Origin of the sequence: Jeotgalibaca sp. A127, assembly GCF_052266745.1 — a bacterium.
Classification (GTDB): Bacteria; Bacillota; Bacilli; order Lactobacillales; family Aerococcaceae; genus Jeotgalibaca.
The window spans coordinates 352780-376082 of sequence record NZ_JBQPRC010000002.1; the positions used below are offsets into that span (position 1 = coordinate 352780).

Here is a 23303-nt window from a genome sequence, read left to right on the forward strand (position 1 = left end):
AAAGTTTCTTTTGGTGAGTAAGAGGGGGAAATTATGTTTGCAATATTAAAAAAATTAGGCTGGTTCTTTAAGCTTCGCTGGAAGAGTTATGCATTTGGGGTGTTCGGCTTAATTGCCGTGGCTATTCTGTCGGCCGTTACACCGTTGGTACTGGGAAGTATCATTGACCAAATGGTAAATGGTAGTTTGACTTTTCAAAGTTTGGCACTTCAATCAGGGATGATATTGGTATTTGCGATTGCCATGTATGGCTTACGTTATGGTTGGCGGGTTGCGATTTTCGGTAATTCGACGTTACTGGAATCCATCATGCGGAACCGGTTGTTCTCGCATTTTACAAAAATGGATAGCCAGTTTTTCCATAAGTACCGTACCGGTGACCTGATGGCGCATGCGACCAATGACTTGGCAGCATTGCGTTTTGTAGCGGGTGGGGGAATTCTTTCCATCACAGACTCCATTTTCATTGGCGGAACAACGTTATTCAGTATGGTCTTTTTCGTAGACTGGCAACTAACACTCCTGACAACATTGCCGTTCCCATTATTGATTGTAGCAGCACGTTATATGGGGAAAGCGATCAACAAACGCTATCGTAAATCGTTGGAATCTTTTTCGCAAATGAATAACCGCGTCCAGGAAAGTGTTGGCGGTATGAAAGTAATCAAGACTTTCGGTGAAGAAGATGCGCATTACGATGACTTCACAGCTGATATTGATAATGTTATTGCGAAGAACCGAGCTGTTTACCAAGTAGATTCCGCTTATTCGCCCATCATCGAGGGGATTACCGGTTTGACCTATGTATTGACGCTCTTTTTCGGAACGTATTTTATTTCTATTGACCGGATTTCCATCGGGCAATTGATTGCTTATTTCAGTTATTTATCAATGATGACTTGGCCATTATTGGCAATCGGTCGGGTTGCGAATACATTGGAACGTGGGAATGCCAGCTATAATCGGGTTACGGATTTATTATCACAAACTTCAGCTTTAAAAGAAGCTAAAAACCCAATCACAACACCTGTCACAGGGGATATAGATTTTATGATTGATTCCTTTACTTACCCGGATGGGAAAAATGTTGTCTTGGAGAATGCACACTTCCATCTGGATTCAGGAAATACATTGGGGATTGTGGGCCATACCGGTTCTGGTAAGAGTACAATCTTTAAGTTGTTGTTAAGGGATTATGATGGTTATGACGGAAAAATTTCCTATGACAAAAAAGATATCAAGCAATACAGTCTGGATGCAGTATCACATGGATTTGGTTATGTGCCACAGGGAACGTTTCTGTTTTCCACAACCGTACGTGAAAATATTCGCTTCGTTAACCCACAGTTAACACAAGAAGAAGTAGAAAATTTTGCGAAATTGGCAGATATTCACGATGATATCAGGCAATTCCCCGAAGGCTATGATACGCAAGTAGGTGAACGTGGGGTTTCATTATCGGGTGGGCAGAAACAGCGGATTGCGATTGCACGGGCATTAGCGACACAAGCGGAATTCTTGATTTTGGATGATGCTTTGTCTGCGGTGGATGCACAAACCGAATCACGCATATTGGATAATTTGCGCGAAATTCGTCGTAATGAATCAACAATTATTGCGACGCATCGTATCAGTTCAATTATGCATGCCGATGAGATTATTGTTTTGGATAAAGGCCGGATAGTAGAACGTGGTACACATGCGCAACTATTGGCAAATCAAGGCTGGTACAGTGAAATGTATGAAGAACAACAATTGCAACAAAAAGTGGACCAAGGAGGCGAAACGCTTGGCTGAGAGAAGAACAAATTTTACAATGAATGAACAAGCGCATATCCTCAAAGGACTGCTTTCTTTCACGAAAAATTATTGGCAACCATTTGCCCTATCGGTATTGGGTATGACGGCTGTTTCAGCAATCAATGCCTATTTGCCGGTGATGATTCAACGCTACATTGATAATTACTTGGCCGTTGATGAGGCTACTCTAGAGATAACAATACGGATTTCCTTGTTTTATCTGGGTTTTGTCATTTTAAAATTACTGTTGGTTTATATTAAAGATTATGCGTTTAAGATTGCTTCGGAAAAAACCGTAGGAAGTATGCGGAACCGGGTCTATCACAAGGTTGTTCACCTGGGAATGCGTTATTTTGACCAGACGCCGACTGGTTCGGTTGTTTCGCGGGTAACGAATGATACAGAAACAATCAAGGAATTCTGGAACGTGTTCTTGACGTTCCTGGATGGTTTGTTAAATGCTGTTTCGATCGGGATTGCAATGTTTGCGTTGAACGCACGCTTGGCCTGGATTTTTATGGGCTTTATTCCTATTGTGATTGTACTGATGTATCTCTATCAAAAGTACAGTACCATCATCTATGGCCGGATGCGGGAAGCACTTGGTCAAGTGAATGCCAAACTGAGCGAGTCCATCACGGGTATGGCAATTATTCAACACTTTCATCAAGAGAAACGTATGAAGGAAGAGTTTGACGGGGTGAATCAGGAGTATGTTTCAGCGCGGATCAGTATGTTCCGTATGAACGCTTTACTGTTGATGCCGGCTGTGAATTTGATTGAAGCAGTCGCTTTGTTTATCGTCCTATGGGTTTTCGGGATTCAATTTTTAGACATGACTGTTACCGATGTCGGAGTCGTTTATGCCTTCACATCCTACTCAAAATCATTCTTCCATCCAATTGGAAATATGCTTGATAGTTTGAGTGTTTTCCAGGATGGTTTGGTTTCTGGTTCACGGGTACTGGCTATCCTTGACCGAGAAGATGATGCACCGCAAGCAGTTACGGGAGCAGAAGGCCAAATAACAAACGGAAAAATCGAAATCAAGGATTTATCATTCTCGTACGATAACGAAAATGATGTCTTGCACGACATTTCAATCACAGCCAATCCAGGGGAAACCATTGCCTTGGTGGGTCAAACGGGTTCAGGCAAGAGCTCGATCATTAATGTTTTGATGCGTTTTTATGATTATCACCGTGGGGAAATTTTACTGGATGGAAAGTCGATTCGTGACATCCCGTTGGAGAGTTTGCGTGAAAAAATGGGCTTGGTACTGCAGGATAGTTTCATGTTCTTTGGTAATATCGCGGATAATATTCGTTTGCATGGGGATTATACCGAAGCAGAAGTACGAGCGGCAGCTGAGTTCGTTAACGCGGATGGCTTTATTTCCGAGCTCGAAGGTGGCTATGATGCCAAAGTGATTGAGGGCGGAAATACCTTTTCCACAGGTGAGAAACAGCTACTGAGTTTCGCACGGACGATTTTACGCGATCCGAAGATTTTGATTCTGGATGAAGCGACCGCGAACATCGATACGGAGACGGAAAAGAAAATCCAGCTAGGTCTTCAAAATATGCGAAAAGGGCGTACAACAATCATCATTGCCCACCGTTTATCCACAATTCGTGATGCGGACAAGATTTACGTATTGCGTCATGGGCGCATTATTGAAGCAGGAAACCATGAAAGTTTGATTGCGGAGCGTGGCGTTTACCATGATATGTATCAATTGCAAACTTTCCAGGAAAAAGGAGAAGAAGATGGCGAGTAAGTTTTATGCAGTAAAGAAGGGCCGCCAGCCGGGAATTTACATGACTTGGCCGGATGCCCAAAAACAAGTGGCAGGTTTTTCGGGGGCGCAGTTTAAATCTTTTGCAACCGAAAAAGAAGCGCGTGATTTTATCGAACCACCAGCTAAGCCCGCTGTCGATTGGCAAGCTGATGATACGATCGAAGCTTATGTGGATGGATCGTTTGATAGGTTAGGTGGGCGCTATGCTTACGGTGTGGTCATTGTTAAGGATGGCGACATTGTAGAAACCTTTAACAAATCAGATAACGATTCCCGTTATGTGGAAAGTTTCCAAATAGCAGGCGAAGTTTTCGGCGCGCTGGCTGCCATTCGTTGGGCGATTGACCGGGGATTTAAAGCCATCAACATTCGTTATGATTATTTAGGCATTGAGCAATGGGCGACGGGTATGTGGAAAACAAACAAACCTGTTTCAAAGGATTATGTGGCGCAGTTCAAGGAACTTGCCTCACAAATCGCGGTTCATTTCCAAAAAGAAAAAGCCCACACTGGGGTAGAGTACAATGAGATGGCGGATTTGTTGGCCAAGAAAGCATTGAACAAATAATGTATTGAGCCGGGAGGGTTTCCCGGCTTTTTTTGGTTAATTAAACCATTTGCCCACTAAATTTAGATTAAAATGGTCTAATAATGGTTAATTAAACCATTTGAAGTAAAAAATTAGGATGAAATGGTTTAATTCTCCATAATTAAACCATTTGGGGTAAAAATTAAGGCCCAAATGGTTTAATCATTTCATTTCTATTCTTTCTCCAGTTTCTCAATTGCTTCTTCTAGTTTCTGCTTGTCTTCACCGGACATTACAGGATAGTGTGGGTCGATTTTTTCAAGTACATCGATCACGATTTCGGAAGCCACGTAACGGTTGAACCATTCGTTATCAGCTGGAAGGGCATACCAGGGCGCATAAGGTGTTGAAGTATGATTCAACATTTTCTCAAAGGCCTCCTGGAATTTATCCCATTTGTCACGGTCCACCATGTCGCTAAAGGAGAACTCCCAATGTTTCTCTTCATTTTTCATTCGCTCCAACAGACGTTTACGTTGTTCCTCTTTGGAGACTGACAAAAATATTTTTACGACTGGAAAACCATTTTCAACTAAATATTTTTCAAATTGATTGATGTGACGAGCCCGTGTTTCCCAAGGGGATTCGTTACCTTCAACCGATGCAGGCATCGGTATGCCGGACTCACCATCACTCACAATCGGCTGAATCAAATCTTCGTAGTAAGAACGGTTAAGAATCGCTACTTGACCCCGCTCGGGAAGTCCATCATGAATGCGCCAAAATAAATCGTGGGCAGCTTCTTCTTTAGTCGGTTCTTTCACGGAGGTTACTTTCAGTCCCTGAGCCAGAAGGTGTGAAAAAATGAAGGTGATGATTTCGTCTTTACCGGCGGCATCGATCGCTTGAAGCACAACTAAAATACCTTTTTTCTCCTCGGCAAAGAGCTTGGTCTGCAACTCACGCAACCGGTCAATACTATCAGGAATGAATTTCTCTTTGACTTCTTCCTCTTTCAACCCGGTTTCTTCAAAGGTACCGATATTTGCCAAATCAACAGCCTTATCTGGAGCAACTTTGTATTTATTTAGATCCATTTCATTTCCTCCCATTTATCCATTCTTAGGTTTATTGTAGCGGTAACCCAATCCCTTCCGCAATTAAAACGTCATGATACTGGTGAAGGAATTCACAAAAAACTGTCATTTTCACTATAAAAGCGCTATCATATAATTAGTAAAACATGACAGGAGGACTTGAGATGGGTAAATTAGCTGGAAAAGTAGCAGTCGTCACAGGAGCGGCGTCGGGAATGGGAAAAGCAATCGCTGAAATGTATGCCAAAGAAGGGGCAAAGGTTGTTTTGGCGGATTACAATCTTGCAGGGGCTCAAACCGCAACGGATGCTATCGTCGCAAATGGTGGGAAGGCAGTAGCTGTTAAGGCAGATGTTTCCAATTCGCATGACATCACACATATGATTGATACCGCTATTTCAGAATATGGAACGCTGGACATTTTGGTAAATAATGCTGGAATCATGGATGGCTTTGAACCTGTTGGGGAAATCACCGATGAAAAGTGGGACCATATTTTTGAAGTCAACACGAAAGGCGTGATGCGAGCCATGCGCGAGGCCATCAATTACTGGTTGGACAATAATCAAGCAGGCAACATCATCAATATTATTTCAACCGGTGGCTTGAACGGTGCGCATGCGGGTGTGGCCTATGGCGCATCCAAACACGCGGTAGTAGCCTTAACCAAAAATTCAGCTTTTATGTATGCACAAAAAAATATTCGGGTAAACGGAATCGCTCCAGGAGCCGTTGATACCAATATCGGATCCAGTATTACGGATATGAGCGAATTTGGTTTCTCCAGGGCAAAAATTGCTCACGGTGTCATCCCGAGCACAGGTAAAGCCGAGGATATCGGTGCAGTGGCGGTATTCCTCGCTTCCGACGATACATCATTCGTCAACGGTGCTATTATTGTGGCAGACGGTGGCTGGACAGCAGCATTCTAAGGTTTTACTTGACGAAAGCCTAATCTACCACATAGACTGATTAGGAATAGAATCTCATCAATAGATTGGGAAACAGTTCGATTCATTCTGTTTGCCAATCTTTTTTGTATCCAAAAAATTAAAAGGAGTCTTACATTTGAAAAATAAAATCGAACGCCCTGTTTATCAACAAATCGCATTAAAATTAGCTCAACGCGTGGCTGAAGGCACGTACCGAGAAGGTGACAAGCTTCATGCCCGGTCAACACTGGCCAAAGCTTTCGGCGTCTCTCCGGAAACTGCCCGCAAAGCTGTCCAAGTTTTGGACGATCTAGGTATCATGGATTCTTACCACGGAAGTGGCACTTATGTAGCCTCTCAGGAAAAAGCTGCGCAGTATGTGCGTCAATTCCAGGACAAAGAGACCATCGAGAATGTTCGGGGGAAATTAAAAGAGAGTGTGGCGCGTCAGCAACAAGAGTGGCAGACATTCAATGTGTTGTTAAATGAGCTCGTGGCACACACCCGTCAATCTTATGATCTTAATCCGTTTATACCTTATGAACTTGTCTTAACCAAAGAAGCGCGCCATCTAGGCGAAACCATCGCAGAAATCAATGTCTGGCAAGCTACAGGCGCAACGATTGTAGCCCTTTTGCAGGATGAAAAATTACTACTATCTCCCGGACCTTATGCCAAACTTAATGTTGGAGATACGATTTATTTTGTAGGAAATGAGTACTCCTTGCAGCGTATGCGTAATTTCTTCTACGAAAACTACTAGCCATTTCTTGCGCATTCCGAGCTTATAATTTTACATAAGTGACTATTCGTGTTATTGTGTTATAGTCACTTTTCAGAAAATGTAAAATTCAACTAAAGGAGTGTGAGAGATTTTGACGAAGTTAAAAGTAGAAAACTTAACCAAAATTTTTGGCAGGAAAACAAAACAAGCTTTGGAAATGGTGAAAAATAACGAACCTAAAACAAAGATTTTAGAGAAAACAGGCGCAACTGTGGGTGTCAATAACGTTAACCTAGAAATCAATGAGAATGAATTGTTCGTTATTATGGGCTTGTCCGGAAGTGGGAAATCGACTTTGATTCGTTTGTTGAATCGTTTGATTGAGCCAACATCGGGTGCCATTTATATAGATGGTGAAAACATTGCAGAATTAGATAGCGAAGGATTGCGTCAAGTGAGACGTGAGAAAATCAATATGGTTTTCCAAAATTTCGCCTTATTCCCACATCGTACAATTCTAGAAAATACCGAATTCGGTTTGGAAGTACGGGATGTCGATAAAGATGAGCGCCGTAAGCGTGCGGAAAAAGCTTTGGAAAACTCAGGATTGCTTTCATTCAAGGACCAATATCCCAACCAACTTTCTGGTGGGATGCAGCAACGGGTAGGCTTGGCTAGAGCTTTGGCCAATGATCCAGAAATCTTGTTGATGGATGAGGCCTTCTCGGCATTGGATCCATTGATTCGTCGGGAAATGCAGGATGAATTGATTGAACTGCAAAATACCGTTCAAAAAACGATTATTTTTATTACCCATGACTTGAACGAAGCCTTGCGTATTGGCGACCGGATCGCAATCATGAAAGATGGCGAAATCGTGCAGATTGGAACAGGGGAAGAGATTTTGACCAATCCAGCTAACGAGTATGTGCGTGAATTCGTTGAAGAAGTAGACCGTTCAAAAGTATTGACAGCAGCCAATATCATGATTCCAGCGATTGCATCAGTCGTTGAAAATAAAGGACCAAATGTCATCTTGAATGAAATTCGTCATGAAAAAACCAGTTTGGTTATGGCAATCAATAAAAAACGTGAATTGTTGGGCTATATTCCAGCTGAACGTTTGGTGGATGCGCGCCGTAATAACACATCCCCGCTGGAAATCATTGATACTAATGTGACCCGGGTAGCTCCAGATACACTGGTAGCAGACTTGTTTGAAATCATGAATGATTCACCGGCACCGATTGCGGTAGTGGATAATAATCGTCTCCTTGGCATTATTCGTCGCGGAACAATTATCGATGCATTGGCAAAAACGAGTGGGGTGAATAACTAATATGGATTTTTTAAGACAAGCATTACCTGTAGCACAATGGATTGATGAGCTGACGCGTTGGATGACATCTGCTTTCTCGGGACTGTTTGGTTTCATGCAAACGGTTGGAGAAACGTTGATGACGAGTATGACGGGCATGTTATTGCTGGTTCCGCCACTTGTATTCATTCCCTTACTGTCTCTTTTGATGTATTTTATTTCAAGAAAAAAATTAGGATTGTCAATTTTTACATTCCTTGGTTTATTATTTATTTATAATCAGGGCCTTTGGATAAACTTGATGAACACTGTCACTTTAGTTATCGTTGCAAGTTTGATTTCGATTGTGATTGGGATTCCACTGGGTATTTTGATGGCAAAGAGTTCAGTTGCCAATAAAATCATTACGCCGATTTTGGACTTCATGCAAACCATGCCTTCATTTGTGTATTTGATTCCAGCCGTAGCATTCTTCGGTATCGGAATGGTGCCAGGGGTATTCGCCTCTGTTATATTTGCCTTACCACCGACTGTTCGTTTTACGAATTTGGGAATCAAGCAAGTACCGGAAGATTTACGTGAAGCAGCCGAATCATTCGGGAGCACGGGTTGGCAAAAATTATTCAAGTTGGAATTACCTTTAGCAAAACAAACAATTTTTGCTGGTATTAACCAAACAACAATGCTCGCTCTTTCCATGGTTGTAACGGCTTCAATGATCGGAGCACCGGGACTTGGAGAAGGGGTATTGTCAGCCTTGCAACGTGCCGAAATCGGAAATGGTTTCGTCAGTGGGGTATCGCTCGTAATACTGGCCATTATCATCGACCGTATTACGCAAAACTTGAACCAACCACAAAATAGCAAAACGCCACAAGAAGCCAAGAAACGTAAACGCAACAGTATCATCGGAGCAGTTGTGGCTGTCGTTATGCTGATAGGTGGTACGGTGTACTATACTTTTTCCAAAGATACGAGTCGCGATGTAACGTTGAGTAGTGTGCAATGGGATAGTGAAATTGCTTCGGCAAACGTTGTGAAGGCAGTGTTGGAGGATTTGGGCTATAACGTAAACATCAGTTATTTGGATGTGGCTGTTATGTTCAGTTCCGTTGCGAATGGTGAAGCGGATGGTACGGTTTCACCGTGGTTACCTGTGACACAGGGTGCCATTTATGAGAAATATGCGGATAAGGTTGTGGATTTAGGGCCAAACTTAACCGGTGCACAAAATGGCATCACCGTTCCTGCCTATATGGATGTGGATTCGATCGCTGATTTATCAAATGAAGCAGGTCAAGTCATAACCGGAATTGAACCAGGAGCGGGTATTACCGGGTTGACGGAGAATTTGCTTGAAACGTATCCTAATATGAGTGATTGGACGCAAAAGACGTCATCTACGGGTGCGATGACGGTTGAATTGGGTCAAGCGATTGCGAATCAGGAAGAAATTGTCATTACGGGTTGGACGCCACACTGGATGTTTGAGCGCTATGACTTGAAAATGCTGGAAGATCCAGAAAATACGATGGGCGATGAAGAATCGATTGTGTCATTGGCTCGTCAAGGTCTAGAAGAAGATATGCCAGAAGTGTACCAAGTTTTGGATAATTTCAATTGGTCGCTTGAAGACATGCAAAGTGTAATGTTCGAGTTAAGTGAAGGAGTGGATCCGGAAACGGCTGCCCGCAACTGGATCGAAGCGAATCCGGAAAAAGTCGAAAGTTGGCTTAAATAATAAAGTGAAATATGCTGCACAGGGGAACCTGTGCAGTTTTTTTCTTCCTCTCGAGCCTGATTGAGAAATTTGGTATGAGGCAAGTGCAATGGCTCGGAACTAGGATACCGAAAATGGTGGTCTAGTTCCGAGTCCTTCGTGATAATCGGAACTTAAAACATTCTAGTTCAGACTTAGGGAAAGAGTGCTACAATAAAAGAAAGCGGATACAAAAGGGTGATTTTGATAGTTTTAAGTATCCTATTGCTCTAACAACCTATTATTTTTACAAAAACCTTACCAAAAGAAAATAGGACAACCACAAGCGTGTTTGTCCTATTTTTTGATAATCATGTTAATTGCTTGTTCGAGATTTTTGGCTTGCTGTTGTGGATCTTTTTCGGGATTTTCGAAACAAGCTTTCAGATTTTCTGCTACTACAAGTCCCATAACGCGATCGATACTGGAGCGGACAGCACTTAATTGGGTGATGATATCGATGCATTCCTTGTCTTCTTCTATCATTCTTTGAATGCCACGAATTTGTCCTTCAGTCCGTTTCAAGCGATTCAATAAATTTTTGTTATTTATTTCCATGGTAAGCCCCGCTTTCTATAATTTACAGTATAACTATACCCGGTATGGGTATCTAAGTCAAGGGTAAAGTTTTATGAGCAATAGTGTTGACAACAGGTTGAATATATTGTTTAATATACCCCGTAAGGTATATTTCGAATAAGCGGAGGTTAATGATAATCATGTTTGGACTTTTTAATCGAATCCAGAGTATTTCAACCACACAACTAGAACAGAAGCTAACCGAAAATATCGAATTGCTTGACGTTCGCACAACCGGGGAATACCGGTCAGGGCATATTGCAAAAGCAAAAAATGTCCCTTTAGATAAAATTAGTACCTATTCTGGCAAAAAAGAGAAACCTGTATATGTGATTTGCCAATCGGGTGCACGCAGCCAAAGGGCGGCTTCAGCACTAAAGAAAAAAGGCTATGATGTAACCAATGTACGTGGCGGTATGAATCAATGGTCAGGAAAAATTAGAGGAGGAAAATAAAAATGACAAAAATTGTAATTGTTGGCGGCGTGGCGGGCGGAATGTCTGCAGCGACACGTTTGAGACGTTTAATGGAAGATGCAGAAATCATTATTTTTGAAAAAGGGCCTTATGTGTCTTTTGCTAACTGTGGACTACCATATTATGTATCGGGGGAAATCAGTGAACGTGACCAACTATTGGTTCAAACACCCGAATCACTTCGTGCACGTTTTAACCTGGATGTTCGCCCTTATCATGAAGTATTAGCGGTTGATTCTGAGAACCAAACCGTAACCGTTAAAAATCAAGAAGGCACGTTCACAGAATCCTTTGATAAATTGATCCTTTCACCGGGTGCAACCCCATTCGTGCCGCCAATGAACGGTTTGGACGAAGCGACTAATGTATTTAGTTTAAGGAATGTACCGGATTTGGATGCAATCATGAAGCAATTGGAAGAAGTGGCGGCAAAAGAGGCCGTTGTTATTGGAGCTGGTTTCATTGGTTTGGAAATGGCAGAAAACCTACATGCCCGTGGTCTGGATGTGACTATCGTTGAAAAAGCACCGCACGTGTTGCCGCCACTGGATGAAGAAATGGCAGCTTTTGTTACCAAGGAATTGGAAAAAAACGGTGTTAAAGTCATCACCGGGCAATCTGCTACTTCTTTTGAGGATGCAGGCCGCACCATTATTTTGGAAGATGGCAGCACTCTGACAAGCGATTTGACAATTCTTTCAGTAGGCGTCAAACCTGAAACAAGAATGGCGCAAGAAGCAGGTTTGGAACTTGGATTCCGCGGTGGGCTTGTTGTCAACGAACATTATCAAACAAGTAATCCTAATATTTATGCAGTCGGGGATGCAATTGTCGTGAAACAACAAATTACCGGCGAGGATGCTTTGATTTCGTTGGCATCACCAGCTAACCGTCAAGGGAGACAAGTAGCTGACGTTATTGCCGGCATGAATCGCACTAATAAAGGTAGCATCGGAACAGCCATAGTAAGGGTCTTTGACCTTTCGGCTGCGTCAACTGGTTTAAGCGAACGCGTTGCCCGTAATGCAGGTTTGGATGTTGCAGTTGTTCACACTTCCGGTAAGGACCACGCTAGCTACTATCCAGGCGCAACGGATGTTGTTTTGAAACTGATTTTTAATCCAAAAACAGGTGAGATTTACGGTGCACAAGGGATTGGGGAAAAAGGCGTAGACAAACGAATTGATATTTTGGCAACAGCCATCAAGGGTAACTTAACTATCTTTGATTTACCGGAATTGGAATTCACTTACGCACCACCATTCGGTGCAGCCAAAGATCCGGTTAATATGATCGGTTATGCGGCCATGAATGTGGCAGAAGGCTTGAGCGATTCGATTCAATGGCACGAATTGAATGATGAATTGGCGAAAGGAAAAATCTTTTTGGATGTCCGCTCTGAAAGTGAATTATCAAACGGTAAATTCCCTCATTCATTGAACATTCCATTGAATGAATTACGTGGACGTATCGGGGAACTGGACCCGTCAAAAGAATATATCGTGAGTTGCCACAGTGGCCAACGGAGCTATATTGCAGAACGTCAGTTGAAACAAGCTGGCATAAAATCACAAAACTTGGATGGTGCTTTTGCACTTTATAAAACAGTTAGACCGGAGGAGTTAGAATATGTATAAATCAAGCGGAATGCCTGAATTTTATCAGGAAGCAAAAAGAAATCAATTACCAATTATCGATGTACGGGAATCGGATGAGTATGCACGAGGACACGTTCCAGGTGCGAAAAGTATGCCGTTAAGCGATTTGGGAGCAACTTACACAGAATTGGATAAAAACACGGATTATTTCGTCATTTGTCAATCTGGCTCACGCTCAGCGATGGCAGCACAATTCCTTTCGAATCAAGGCTACAAAGTAACCAATGTTATGGGTGGAACGGGCAGCTGGATGGGACAACTAGAATAAATAAGAAGACTAAGGTGAATTTTCACCTTAGTCTATTTTTTTGATGAATTTTTGAATAACTATATTATAATGAGATGAGGATTTGGGTAGGCATCAAATGAATAGAAAATGACATACATCAGGAGCTGTACTATGGACAAACGATTGGAATCGTTGGAAGATATTCTTATAAACAAACGTATTACTCCGGTTTTTCAAACGGTGGTTTCACTTAAAAGTGGCCGGATTTTGGGATATGAAGCTTTAAGTAGAATTGTGGGTGAAAGCGAATTTGATTCAATCGAGCAATTGTGTTTGACAGCTATTGAATTTGACCGCGTTCAAGAATTAGAAAGATTATGTCATAGGAGAGCTCTGGAAGCTGCCCGTTCCATTTTAAAGCCAGGTTCTAATATGAAATTGTTGATAAATATTAATCCAAATACAGTAAATAACCCGCGTTTTAAGGCGACTTTTACGGAGGAATATGTGCAACAATATAACATATCCCCTAGTTCCATTATTTTTGAAATAACGGAACGCAGCTGTATTGAACACATGGAGAATTATGAAGAGACTATTCGTCATTTCAAAGAAATGGGATTTGAAATCGCGATAGACGATATGGGGGCAGGGTATTCAGGATTAAACCGGGTGGCCAACGTGCAACCACATTTTGTGAAGCTTGACATGCATCTCATCCGTAATATCGACCAAGAGGGTATAAAAAATGCGATTGTAAAAGGATTGGTGGCTTTTTCTCGGGCCTCTAATATCAAGCTGATTGCTGAAGGAATTGAAAGTTATGAAGAACTCAAAACGGTTGTTGATTTGGGTGTCAATTATGCACAAGGATTTTTTATCCAGGAACCGTATTCTGAACCTAGAGAGATTAACCTCGGAGTAATTGAGGCTATCCAGGAAATAAATCAACTCAAACAAAAACAGAATCAATATGGTATTTTTCATTTACCCATCAAGCTTCTTTGTGAAACGACCGAGACGGGGGCACCGGATGAAAAGGTTATTGATGTGTACCACCGCATCAAAAATAATCCGGATGCCATTGGGCTAACGGTAATTGAAAATAATATTCCAGTTGGCATTATCACCCGTGAAAAACTCGCTTTGAAGTTAAGCGGGAGATATGGCTTCACGTTACATCAAAACAAAGCCATCTCAACCCTGATGGATAAAGATTTTCTGACGGTGGATAAAGATATGGCTGTTAGTGATGTGTCATTATTGGCGATGAACCGAATCAATGAAAATGTGTACGACTTTATCGTGGTGACGTGTGGGGAAAAATTTTTAGGTACGGTTACAGTGAAGAAGTTGTTACAGAAATCAAGTGAGATAGAAATCATTGCTGCCAAACAGCTCAATCCTTTAACCGGTTTGCCAGGCAACAACTTGATTGAACAAAGGCTGAATGATCTGGTGAAGAATAACTATGATTATACGGTAGCGTATATCGATATTGATAACTTCAAAGTCTATAACGATTACTATGGCTTCGAAAATGGGGATTTGGTCATTAGTTTAGTAGCTGATATTTTACGAGAATGTGTACCGGTTAATCAGTTCATCGGTCATATTGGTGGCGATGATTTTATAGTTATTTATTACGGCCATAGAACCGAAGAAGATTTTAGGGAGATTTGCGACCGCTTTGATGCTGCAGTTTTAAATTTCTACAACAATAATGATATTCAAAAAGGTTATCTAGAAGCTAGAAGTCGCTTTGGCGTAAACCATCGTTTCCCGCTTTCAACTTTAACAGCCGTGGTTGTGAATAATGAAACAGATAAGTACGAAAGTTCTGTTGAACTATCTGCCTCTTTATCTAAATTGAAAACATTTAAAAGAATGAGTAAACAAGCTGTTAACAAGTTTTAACCCCTTATATAAAAAATATTAAATGGTATAATTAAAGAGAACTTTGTTAACTTTTTCATTAACTTTTAAAGGAGAGAGATAAATGCAAGGGAAGACAGCAATTATTACAGGTGGCGGGAGTGGCTTCGGTCAAGGAACCGCAGTTAAATTGGCAGAAAAAGGGGCAAATATTTGCGTCGTTGATATTTCTGAAGAAAATGGAAATAAGACGGTAGAATTATGCCAGCAAGCTGGCGCGGAAGCCATTTTCGTGCAAGCAGATGTCAGCAAACTTGAAGATGTGAAACGTTATGTAAATGAGACAATGGCGCGCTTCGGAAAAATAGATATGTTTTTCAATAATGCGGGTATTTCAGGTTCAGGTGTGCGAACATTGGATTGTTCCGAAGAAGAATTCGATGCAATCGTGAACGTGAACTTGAAGGGTGCCTTTTATGGGTTGAAATACGTAGTGAATGAAATGTTGAAAACGGGTGGCGGGTCCGTTGTTAATACCGCATCACTGGGTGGTGTAGTAGGGATGCCGACGTTGGGTGTGTATTCTGCTACAAAACACGCGATTATCGGCTTGACGAAAACAATCGCAGGGGAATACGGTCGCGACAATATCCGAATCAATGCGATTGCCCCTGGCACAAACGAAACGCCAATGGTTAAAGCATTCCCGGCTGAAGCCATTAAAGCGATGGCTGAAGGTGTTCCGATGGGGCGTTTGGGTCAACCGCATGAAGTGGCGAACGTGGTTGCATTCCTGTTGAGTGACGAAGCATCTTATATCCATGGCTCGGTCATTTCAATCGACGGCGGATCAGCAGCACTTTAATAAATACCAAAAAGCAGCTAAAGGCCAAAGGGGCTTTAGCTGCTTTTCATGTGTGTACGCAAAGGTCAGCCGAAATATGTGGTCCTTTGCGCGATGAAAGCTATCCTAATGCAAAGGTCAGCTAACATACGCAAACCTTTGCAGTGCAATACTCTTTTTCACGCAAAGGTCGGCTTGAATGAAGCAACCTTTGCGTCAAATCCTATTTACCTAAAAAAACCTTCGCTTTTTCTATCTCCAAGGGGGTAATTTCATGCCCGGTATCCAACAGCACATGTTCTGTCTGGGGAAACACTTCTTTTAGACGTTTGGACAGAGCCAAACCTTCTGAGGGCAGGGACAAAGTATCGCGTGCACCAATCGTTAGAAAAATGCGTGCCTCTGAACCGCTAGTGAAATTGAAATCCAGATTGCTTGGATGCAATAAGATAACATTATCCGCGATATCCGGTCGTTTTTCCAAAACTGCCAAAATGAAATTAGCTCCGTTGGAATGCCCCATAAAAGTCAGGGTTGCATCTTCCGGTTTGATTTCATCCCATAGAGTCAAGAATTCCGCTACTTTCTCGTCTATGTTTTCTCGCGGTAATTTCCCGTTTACTAGCGGCTCAAAATAACGTCGTTTTTGACCGCTGCCGACATCACCCAGAAAACTGATGACGGACATATGCGGATCAATATCCCCGGCTTGTTCCAGACGGCTAAACTCATTTCCGCCGGTTCCGTGAAAGAGGACAAAGTATTCTTTTGGATTACCGGGTATGGTAATATAATTCATAAGGAAAACCTCCATTACAACTAAGGATGTGAATATATGGTTACACCTATTATACATCACGTTTCCGCCATTAATCGAGACGCAGAGAAGACATACGATTTTTACCATGACGTACTCGGCTTGAACTTGCATTTAAAAACGGTAAACCAAGATGATACCGCTATGTATCACCTTTTCTTTTCTGATACAGAAGGGCGCCCGGGAACTGAGTTTACTTTGTTCGAAATGAAATCTGGTGTTGACCGTAAGTTTGGCACAAATGCAATCGATTGCACCGCGTTTGCGGTACCCACAACAAAATCGCTTGTATTTTGGGAAGAACGCCTAAACGAACGTGGCTACTTCAATTGTGAAATCGAAAATTACAATGACTCCCACATTCTGCATTTTGAAGACCCCGATGGCGTACAACTTGCACTTGTGCCGGTAGAAACAACGGAGCAAACTTACGGCCAACCAACGCAAGCCATTCCGCTGGAACACGCGATAGTGGGGCTCCGCTCGGTTCATCTACGCGTACGATACGCCAAAGCAACCGAGGCGGTATTAACCGAACTTTTCAACTTGGAAGTTACCAACCGATTCGAAAACAGAACAGTCCTTTCCAGACCGAACGCACTTTTCAATCAGGAAATTCATCTGATTGAAGACAAAAACGCGCCTCTTGAAGTCATGGGGAGTGGCGGCACGCATCACGTTGCTCTTAGTGTAAAAGACGAAGCAGAACTGAAAGTCATTGATGAAAAGGTGCGCGAGCGTAATTTCCTGAACTCGGGTATAAAAGACCGTGAGTTTTTCAAATCTACCTATTTCCGCGAAGCGAACGGCATTCTCATCGAAGTTGCAACGGAAGAGGGGCAATTGTCAAAACGAAACCAAGCAGAAAATTTCGCGGATCAACCGCTCTATTTACCAAGTTTCTTGGAACCCAGGCGCGAATCAATTGAATCAAATTTGAAACATAATTAATTTAACGGAGGCAATACAATGGATATTAAGGCAATCGTACTCGACATCGACGGAACACTGGTTACGTCAGAAAAGGTTATCAGCGAAAAAACACGGAACATTTTGATAAAGGCACAAGAAAAAGGAATCAAGGTCATTCTTGCATCCGGACGCCCAACGCGTGGCATGTGGCATTTAGCGGAAGAGTTGGAATTGGACAAACACAATGGCTACTTGGTTTCATTTAACGGTGCACGTGTAACGGACTGCGAAACGAAAGAAGTATTATTTAACCAGGCACTTGATACCGCGTTAAGTAAAAATATCCTGGAACATTTGAAGAAATTCGATGTTATTCCAATGGTTTACGGGGATACTCATATGTACGTAAAAGATGTCTACCACAATGAAATCGAAACCGTCGATGGACCAACCATGAATATTGTGGAATACGAAGCGCGTATGTGTCGTTATTTAATCTGTGAACAACCAGATTTGGCAGCATTCGTGGATGAGCCACAAAATAAAATCTTGATTGCTGGAAACCCGGAATATCTGAAAAGTGTATTCGAAGATATCCATGCACCCTTTGAATCCAGAACAACTGGTGTTTTCTCAGCGCCATTTTATTATGAATTGACGGATCAAGGCATCGATAAAGCTTTCTCCTTGAACAAAGTATTAACAGCACACGGTATCCTGCCGGAAAATGTCGTTTCATTCGGCGATGGTCAAAATGACCGATCTATCATCGAATATGCCGGCATGGGTGTTGCCATGGGAAATGCCATGCAGGAAATATTGGATATCGCCGATGAGGTCACGCTTTCTAACGATCACGATGGAATAGCAGTTTTCTTGGAAAGATACATCTAATAACACATCATTGCAAAATGGAAAAAGTGTCCACTCGGGAGAATATTTATTCCCGAGTGGACACTTTTAAAATTAAATCCAAGTGCGGCGTTAAGCTGACAAATAGCTTGGGAACGCCGCACTTTTTGCGTAAATGCGGCGATTAGAAAAAATAAGGGCCACCAACGCCGCACTTTCGGAAAAAATGCGGCGATTAGAAAAAATTGGAACAGCCAACGCCGCATTTACAACTAAAATGCGGCGTTCTGCATTTGGAAAAATTTTAATCGCCGCACCGAGAGCTATAAATTATCAGTCTTAAAGACTATCCACAAAGCGCTTGAAAGCAGCCAATCCTTCTGCGGTCATTTTATACACACCTGCATCTTCCAACACACGTTGGAAAACAGCTCCGACCGCATCTTCAATCGCTTGGCGGTAATCACCATCGGAAACAACAATCCCATCTGCCCATTCCCGGTGCATATCCGCCAGCGCATTCTCTTCACCGGCCAAATATTTCTCAACCTCTGCCAACTCGTCTTTCAAACGAGGCGGTAAAATCGCCAAGCCCATTACCTCTATCAAGCCGATATTCTCTTTCTTGATGTGTTGCACATCCCGATGCGGGTGGAAAATGCCGTCTGGATGAACATCACTCGTGCGATTATTCCGCAACACCAAATCACAGACAAACTTCTCGCCGTCGCGCCGCGCAATCGGCGTAATCGTATTGTGGGGCGTTTCTTGTGAAAATGCGATAATATCTACCGTTTCATCGCTGTAGCCACGCCACTGTTCCAAGATATGGACCGCCGCTTTAGTCAGGGCCTGTTTATCCACGCTTTCCATGCGAATGACCGACATCGGCCACTTCACGATTCCAAAAGAAACCTCGGGAAAAGCTTCTAAAGTAAAGGCTTCTTTCACAGGGGCTTTATCCATTGGAAAACTGTAGCGGCCCCCTTGGTAATGATCATGGGACAAAATCGAACCGCCCACAATCGGTAAATCTGCATTCGATCCCACGAAATAATGGGGAAACTGCTCGACGATGCCGAATAAATTCTGGAACGTTTTTTCTTCAATCTTCATGGGGCGATGCTCGGATGCCAGGAAAATACAGTGCTCCGTGTAATAAGCGTAAGGGGAATACTGCAAGCCCCACGTTTCCCCGTCCATCGGAAAGCGGACAATCCGGTGATTCGCACGGGCAGGATGGGTGAGTGTTCCTGAATAACCCTCGTTTTCTAGGCACAGTTGGCAAAGCGGGTAATGAACCGATTCCGTCATCAACGCAGCCGCAATCGCTTTAGGATCTTTTTCAGGTTTTGATAAATTAATTGTCAATTCCAGATTGCCATAATCCGATGCATAATCGAAAGCGATGTTTTTCGCAATCGCTTCTGTTTGGATGTAGTCATTGTCTCTACTCAAATCATAGAACCAGTCCGTGGCTTCTTTGGGATTATGGGCATAAACTTCCCAAAATTTCCGGTTCACAACAGACGTATCAGGTGTGAGAATTGCCATGACTTGAGCGCTGAAAATGGCCTGCTCTGTGATGCTCTCTTCGATCACGCCTGTCTCAACCGCAAAATCCAAAAAAGTAGGTAACAAGGCTTTTGCTTCCGGGAGAGGATGGGATGCAATCAACCCGGAGCCCAAGCTTTCTTTCTTCAATAAAGCCAACAACTGATTTTGTTTGAGGATTTTATCAAGTGGGTCGATATAACCTTTTTCGACCCCGATCGCCAACAAATCGGTGATGGCTTGTTCTACCTTATTTCTCATAGCGCACGTGCTCCATCCCCGATTTCAGCAATGTAGAATTCACCCGGATAGCCAATAATTGCTTCATATTTTTCACCAACATTTTTGATGAAAGCATCTATTTGGTCGTTTGCTACAATCGCAATCGCACAACCTCCGAAACCGGCACCTGTCATCCGTGCACCCAGAACACCAGGTTGTTCCCAAGCCGTTTCAACCAAAGTGTCCAATTCTACACCACTTACTTCATAATCATCCCGTAAAGAAACATGCGAATCATTCATCAGTTTTCCAAAGGCTTCCAAATTACCGGCTTTCAGATGTTCAGCCGCAATCAAAGTCCGTTGATTTTCTTTGACCGCGTGACGGGCACGACGAACCAATGTGTCATTGGAAATCAAGTTTTTATGTGCTTCAAAAGTCGCATCATCCAGTTCGCCCAGTGACTGGATAGCCAACTCAGTTTGCAATTCCTTCAAGGCTTGTTGGCATTCAGCCAAACGCTCATTATATTTAGAATCAACCAGTTCACGGCGTTTTTTCGTGTTCATGATGACAATGACATGGTCTCCCAGTTCAACCGGAATTTTTTCATAAATGAGTGTATTCGTATCAAGTAGAAGAGCATTGTTTTTTTCACCCATCCCGATCGCAAATTGATCCATGATGCCGCTATTCAAACCAAAGTAATCATTTTCTACTTTTTTACCTAGTTTTACCAGGTCCAATCGTTCCAAAGTCAAACCGTCCATTTTTTCAAAAATGATGCCGGCTAAAATTTCCAGTGAGGCGGAAGAGGAAAGACCGGATCCGTTAGGAATGTTTCCTTCCAATACAATATCCAAACCTGTTTCAATTGTGTGGCCGGCTTCTTTCAAATATTTTGCCATGCCTTTTACGTAGTTCGCCCAGTTATCTTCTTTGCGGAATTCCAAATCGTTTAGGTCAACGGTAATGACCCCCACTTCAGGAAAGTTCAAGGAAGACAGACGCAAGTTTTGGGTTTCATTTTTCCCAACAACGGCATAGGTGCCCAAGGTAATCGTGGCGGGAAAGACGTGGCCGCCGTTGTAGTCGGTGTGTTCGCCGATTAGATTGATGCGACCGGGTGAGAAGAAGGAATCGGTAGGTTCGTAGTTAAAGTGGGTAAGAAATGCTTGTTTTAAATGCTCCATATTTTTATCACCTCATGTATTTTCTTCTATTGTAAACCTTTTCTTTTGGTTACTCAATACATAAGTAAATAAATTAGTAAAAATTAACTTGCAAGATTACATAGTGCGAAACTTTGACAAATGTGGATATATAGTGTAACGTATCTCAGGGACTTAATATTCAAAGTTCTCATATCTGTGTAAAGCCAGAGTGGTGCACTAACAGAAAGGAATTTTATAAATGAAAATATTTGATTACGAAGACGTTCAACTGATACCAAACAAGAGTATCGTGCAAAGTCGGTCAGAATGCGACACCTCCGTGGAGTTTGGTGGACGCACCTTTAAGATGCCTGTTGTTCCTGCAAACATGCAGACAATTCTTGATGAAGAGTTGGCTGAGAAGCTAGCGGCAGAAGGTTATTTCTACATCATGCACCGTTTCGATGAAGCGGCACGTTTGCCGTTCATCCAAAGAATGCATGAAAAAGGATTATTTGCTTCAATCAGCTTGGGTATCAAAGCAGCTGAATTTGATTTCGTGAACGAATTAGTCGAAAAGGGCGCAGTCCCTGAATATACAACAATTGACGTGGCACATGGTCATTCCGATCAAGTTATCAAAATGATTAAACACGTTAAAGAAGTCATGCCAGAAACATTCTTGATTGCTGGTAACGTTGGAACTCCTGAAGGCGTACGTGAATTGGAAAACGCCGGGGCAGACGCAACGAAAGTCGGAATCGGACCTGGTAAAGTATGTACTACTAAAATCAAAACTGGTTTCGGTACAGGTGGATGGCAATTAGGCGCAGTGAGCTGGTGCTCAAAAGCTGCACGCAAACCAATGATTGCGGACGGCGGCGTTCGTACCAACGGTGACATTGCGAAATCTGTACGTTTTGGTGCATCAATGGTGATGATCGGTTCGCTATTTGCTGGACACGATGAGTCTCCAGGTGGCATTAAAGAAATCAATGGCCAAAAATATAAAGAATACTTCGGTAGCGCATCTGAGTACCAAAAAGGTGAACGTAAAAACGTCGAAGGCAAGAAAATTTTGACACCTTACAAAGGTAAATTAGTCGATACATTGACAGAAATGCAACAAGACTTGCAATCTTCCATCTCATACGCAGGTGGAAATGACTTGGCATCAATCCGTAAATGTGACTACGTCTTGGTTAAAAACTCCATCTATAACGGAGACAGTTCCAACCAAGCAATCATCGAAGCAGGCCGCTCAAGCTACGGCGAAGGCGATACAATTTTATAGAGTGTGAAGAAAAGCGATAAGCTCCGAATCACTGGAGCGAATAAGCGCAAGATGGTCGCAGACCATCGCGCATTATTCGTGAAGTGACGTCGGAGCTGCTTTTCTGAACAGATTTAAATAGAGTGTGAGAAAAAGCGCTAAGACCCGGAGTGTTGTTTGCGAAACACCACCGGGTCTACTTTTTTGAACAGGCTTTATAATAGCGTCTAAAGAAACGCCTCGCATAACCAAAACAAAGTGATTTACTCCCTTATTTCAAGGAGTAAGTCACTTTGTTTTTATTTAAAATGATTTCCGGCCAAAAAATACTGAGTAAGTCACTTTAAATAAATTTAAAGTGACTTACTGCAGAAATAAAGGGAGGAAATCACTTTAAAATAAAGAAACAACTCCGCAACCACGAAGTTGTCCTCATATAAATTATTGCTCGATTAATGATTTGTTTGATCTTTATAAAATTGGATAAATTCGTCTGCGATGATGGTGGGGTCAGTTTGGAGGCCGTTGATAAGCTATCCATAGATGATACCCATGATTTGGTAGGACATGATGCGGCTGGCGCTTTCTGCTTGGCGTTCTTTGTCCGGATATTTATCTATCCAAATGCCATATAATTTTTGATAGATAGCTTGCGTGCAGCGCATAGTGAGGTCTTGGGAGAGGTTGGATTGTTTCCAGAGTGAGAAAACACGGCGATTTTCATAAATAAAATCAAACAGTTTCAAATCTTGTTTTTTAAGATGCGCCATTTCGGTTCTATGTCAAATAGTGTTGGTGGACCAAATGAAAGTCAAAGCGAAGACTAACTCGCTTTGGCTTTTTCTTTTTCTTCTTGTCGGCGCTTTTCCTCCTTGTAATGGAGTGCCTTCGGCTCAAA

The 23303-nt window shown here is 42.4% G+C and carries 21 protein-coding genes; 15 read left to right on the forward strand and 6 right to left on the reverse strand.

The genetic code is table 11. The annotated features are described in order from the left end of the window. Positions 1-33 precede the first annotated feature (33 nt). From ACTVAI_RS03970 to ACTVAI_RS03980, 3 genes are read left to right on the forward strand one after another with little or no spacing between them, the layout of a single operon-like run. Positions 34-1797 carry an ABC transporter ATP-binding protein gene (locus ACTVAI_RS03970; RefSeq protein WP_443472334.1) on the forward strand — a complete coding sequence of 588 codons (1764 nt, stop codon included), beginning with the start codon at positions 34-36 and terminating at the stop codon, positions 1795-1797. Further along, entirely contained in the window at positions 1742-3580 is a 1839-nt protein-coding gene (locus ACTVAI_RS03975) for an ABC transporter ATP-binding protein (protein ID WP_443472809.1), read from the forward strand. Before ACTVAI_RS03970 ends, ACTVAI_RS03975 begins: the two co-directional genes overlap by 56 nt. Further along, positions 3570-4169, forward strand: coding sequence for a ribonuclease H1 domain-containing protein (locus ACTVAI_RS03980; protein WP_443485936.1), 600 nt, complete (start codon positions 3570-3572; stop codon positions 4167-4169). The genes ACTVAI_RS03975 and ACTVAI_RS03980 overlap by 11 nt, the downstream gene beginning before the upstream one ends. Before the next feature lie 194 nt (positions 4170-4363). On the opposite strand, the gene ACTVAI_RS03985 is transcribed toward ACTVAI_RS03980, so the two are convergent. Next, complete coding sequence (locus ACTVAI_RS03985) at positions 4364-5227, reverse strand: PPK2 family polyphosphate kinase (RefSeq protein WP_443472331.1); 864 nt, start codon at positions 5225-5227, stop codon at positions 4364-4366. Between the two features lie 164 nt (positions 5228-5391). On the opposite strand from ACTVAI_RS03985, the gene ACTVAI_RS03990 reads away from it, so the two are divergent. The 4 genes from ACTVAI_RS03990 (at position 5392) to ACTVAI_RS04005 (ending at position 9942) form a co-directional block, all read left to right on the forward strand. Beyond that, positions 5392-6159: a glucose 1-dehydrogenase gene (locus ACTVAI_RS03990; RefSeq protein ID WP_443472330.1), complete on the forward strand. Its 768-nt coding sequence runs from the start codon at positions 5392-5394 to the stop codon at positions 6157-6159. Positions 6160-6295: 136 nt separating this feature from the next. After that, the gene (locus ACTVAI_RS03995) at positions 6296-6922 is read left to right on the forward strand and encodes a GntR family transcriptional regulator (RefSeq protein ID WP_443472329.1); all 627 of its coding nucleotides are present in this window, start codon (positions 6296-6298) and stop codon (positions 6920-6922) included. Between the two features lie 112 nt (positions 6923-7034). Next, positions 7035-8222: a quaternary amine ABC transporter ATP-binding protein gene (locus ACTVAI_RS04000; RefSeq protein WP_443472328.1), complete on the forward strand. Its 1188-nt coding sequence runs from the start codon at positions 7035-7037 to the stop codon at positions 8220-8222. A gap of 1 nt (position 8223) precedes the next feature. Beyond that, a complete protein-coding gene (locus tag ACTVAI_RS04005; protein ID WP_443472327.1) occupies positions 8224-9942 on the forward strand; it encodes an ABC transporter permease/substrate binding protein in 1719 nt (572 codons plus the stop codon). Positions 9943-10257: 315 nt separating this feature from the next. On the opposite strand, the gene ACTVAI_RS04010 is transcribed toward ACTVAI_RS04005, so the two are convergent. After that, positions 10258-10518 carry a metal-sensitive transcriptional regulator gene (locus ACTVAI_RS04010; RefSeq protein WP_443485937.1) on the reverse strand — a complete coding sequence of 87 codons (261 nt, stop codon included), beginning with the start codon at positions 10516-10518 and terminating at the stop codon, positions 10258-10260. A gap of 161 nt (positions 10519-10679) precedes the next feature. On the opposite strand from ACTVAI_RS04010, the gene ACTVAI_RS04015 reads away from it, so the two are divergent. From ACTVAI_RS04015 to ACTVAI_RS04035, 5 genes are all read left to right on the forward strand, one after another. Then, positions 10680-10994 (forward strand): rhodanese-like domain-containing protein, encoded by a 315-nt coding sequence (locus tag ACTVAI_RS04015; protein ID WP_443472325.1) that lies wholly within the window; start codon positions 10680-10682, stop codon positions 10992-10994. Between the two features lie 2 nt (positions 10995-10996). Beyond that, on the forward strand, positions 10997-12652 hold the full coding sequence (locus ACTVAI_RS04020; protein ID WP_443472324.1) for an FAD-dependent oxidoreductase: 1656 nt from the start codon (positions 10997-10999) through the stop codon (positions 12650-12652). Next, positions 12645-12941 (forward strand): rhodanese-like domain-containing protein, encoded by a 297-nt coding sequence (locus ACTVAI_RS04025; protein WP_443472323.1) that lies wholly within the window; start codon positions 12645-12647, stop codon positions 12939-12941. The genes ACTVAI_RS04020 and ACTVAI_RS04025 overlap by 8 nt, the downstream gene beginning before the upstream one ends. Before the next feature lie 132 nt (positions 12942-13073). Next, positions 13074-14819 (forward strand): GGDEF domain-containing protein, encoded by a 1746-nt coding sequence (locus ACTVAI_RS04030; RefSeq protein ID WP_443485938.1) that lies wholly within the window; start codon positions 13074-13076, stop codon positions 14817-14819. 82 nt (positions 14820-14901) lie between these two features. Further along, complete coding sequence (locus ACTVAI_RS04035) at positions 14902-15642, forward strand: SDR family NAD(P)-dependent oxidoreductase (RefSeq protein ID WP_443485939.1); 741 nt, start codon at positions 14902-14904, stop codon at positions 15640-15642. Positions 15643-15844: 202 nt separating this feature from the next. On the opposite strand, the gene ACTVAI_RS04040 is transcribed toward ACTVAI_RS04035, so the two are convergent. Further along, positions 15845-16420 (reverse strand): alpha/beta hydrolase, encoded by a 576-nt coding sequence (locus ACTVAI_RS04040; protein WP_443485940.1) that lies wholly within the window; start codon positions 16418-16420, stop codon positions 15845-15847. Positions 16421-16456: 36 nt separating this feature from the next. Between ACTVAI_RS04040 and ACTVAI_RS04045 the strand changes: the two genes are divergently transcribed. Both ACTVAI_RS04045 and ACTVAI_RS04050 read left to right on the forward strand, forming a co-directional pair. Next, complete coding sequence (locus ACTVAI_RS04045; protein ID WP_443485941.1) at positions 16457-17389, forward strand: VOC family protein; 933 nt, start codon at positions 16457-16459, stop codon at positions 17387-17389. Between the two features lie 18 nt (positions 17390-17407). Beyond that, positions 17408-18244, forward strand: a complete 837-nt coding sequence (locus ACTVAI_RS04050) for a Cof-type HAD-IIB family hydrolase (protein ID WP_443485942.1) — start codon at positions 17408-17410, stop codon at positions 18242-18244. Positions 18245-18541: 297 nt separating this feature from the next. Here the strand turns inward: ACTVAI_RS04050 and galT are convergent, their stop codons facing one another. Together galT and ACTVAI_RS04060 are read right to left on the reverse strand one after the other, a co-directional pair. After that, positions 18542-20017, reverse strand: coding sequence for a UDP-glucose--hexose-1-phosphate uridylyltransferase (gene galT / locus ACTVAI_RS04055; protein WP_443485943.1), 1476 nt, complete (start codon positions 20015-20017; stop codon positions 18542-18544). Beyond that, positions 20014-21171 (reverse strand): galactokinase, encoded by a 1158-nt coding sequence (locus ACTVAI_RS04060; RefSeq protein ID WP_443485944.1) that lies wholly within the window; start codon positions 21169-21171, stop codon positions 20014-20016. The genes galT and ACTVAI_RS04060 overlap by 4 nt, the downstream gene beginning before the upstream one ends. 220 nt (positions 21172-21391) lie before the next feature. Between ACTVAI_RS04060 and ACTVAI_RS04065 the strand changes: the two genes are divergently transcribed. After that, entirely contained in the window at positions 21392-22426 is a 1035-nt protein-coding gene (locus ACTVAI_RS04065) for a GMP reductase (protein WP_443485945.1), read from the forward strand. A 512-nt stretch (positions 22427-22938) separates the two neighbouring features. Here ACTVAI_RS04065 and ACTVAI_RS04070 read toward each other — a convergent pair. Further along, complete coding sequence (locus ACTVAI_RS04070; protein WP_443485946.1) at positions 22939-23175, reverse strand: hypothetical protein; 237 nt, start codon at positions 23173-23175, stop codon at positions 22939-22941. Positions 23176-23303: the final 128 nt, after the last annotated feature.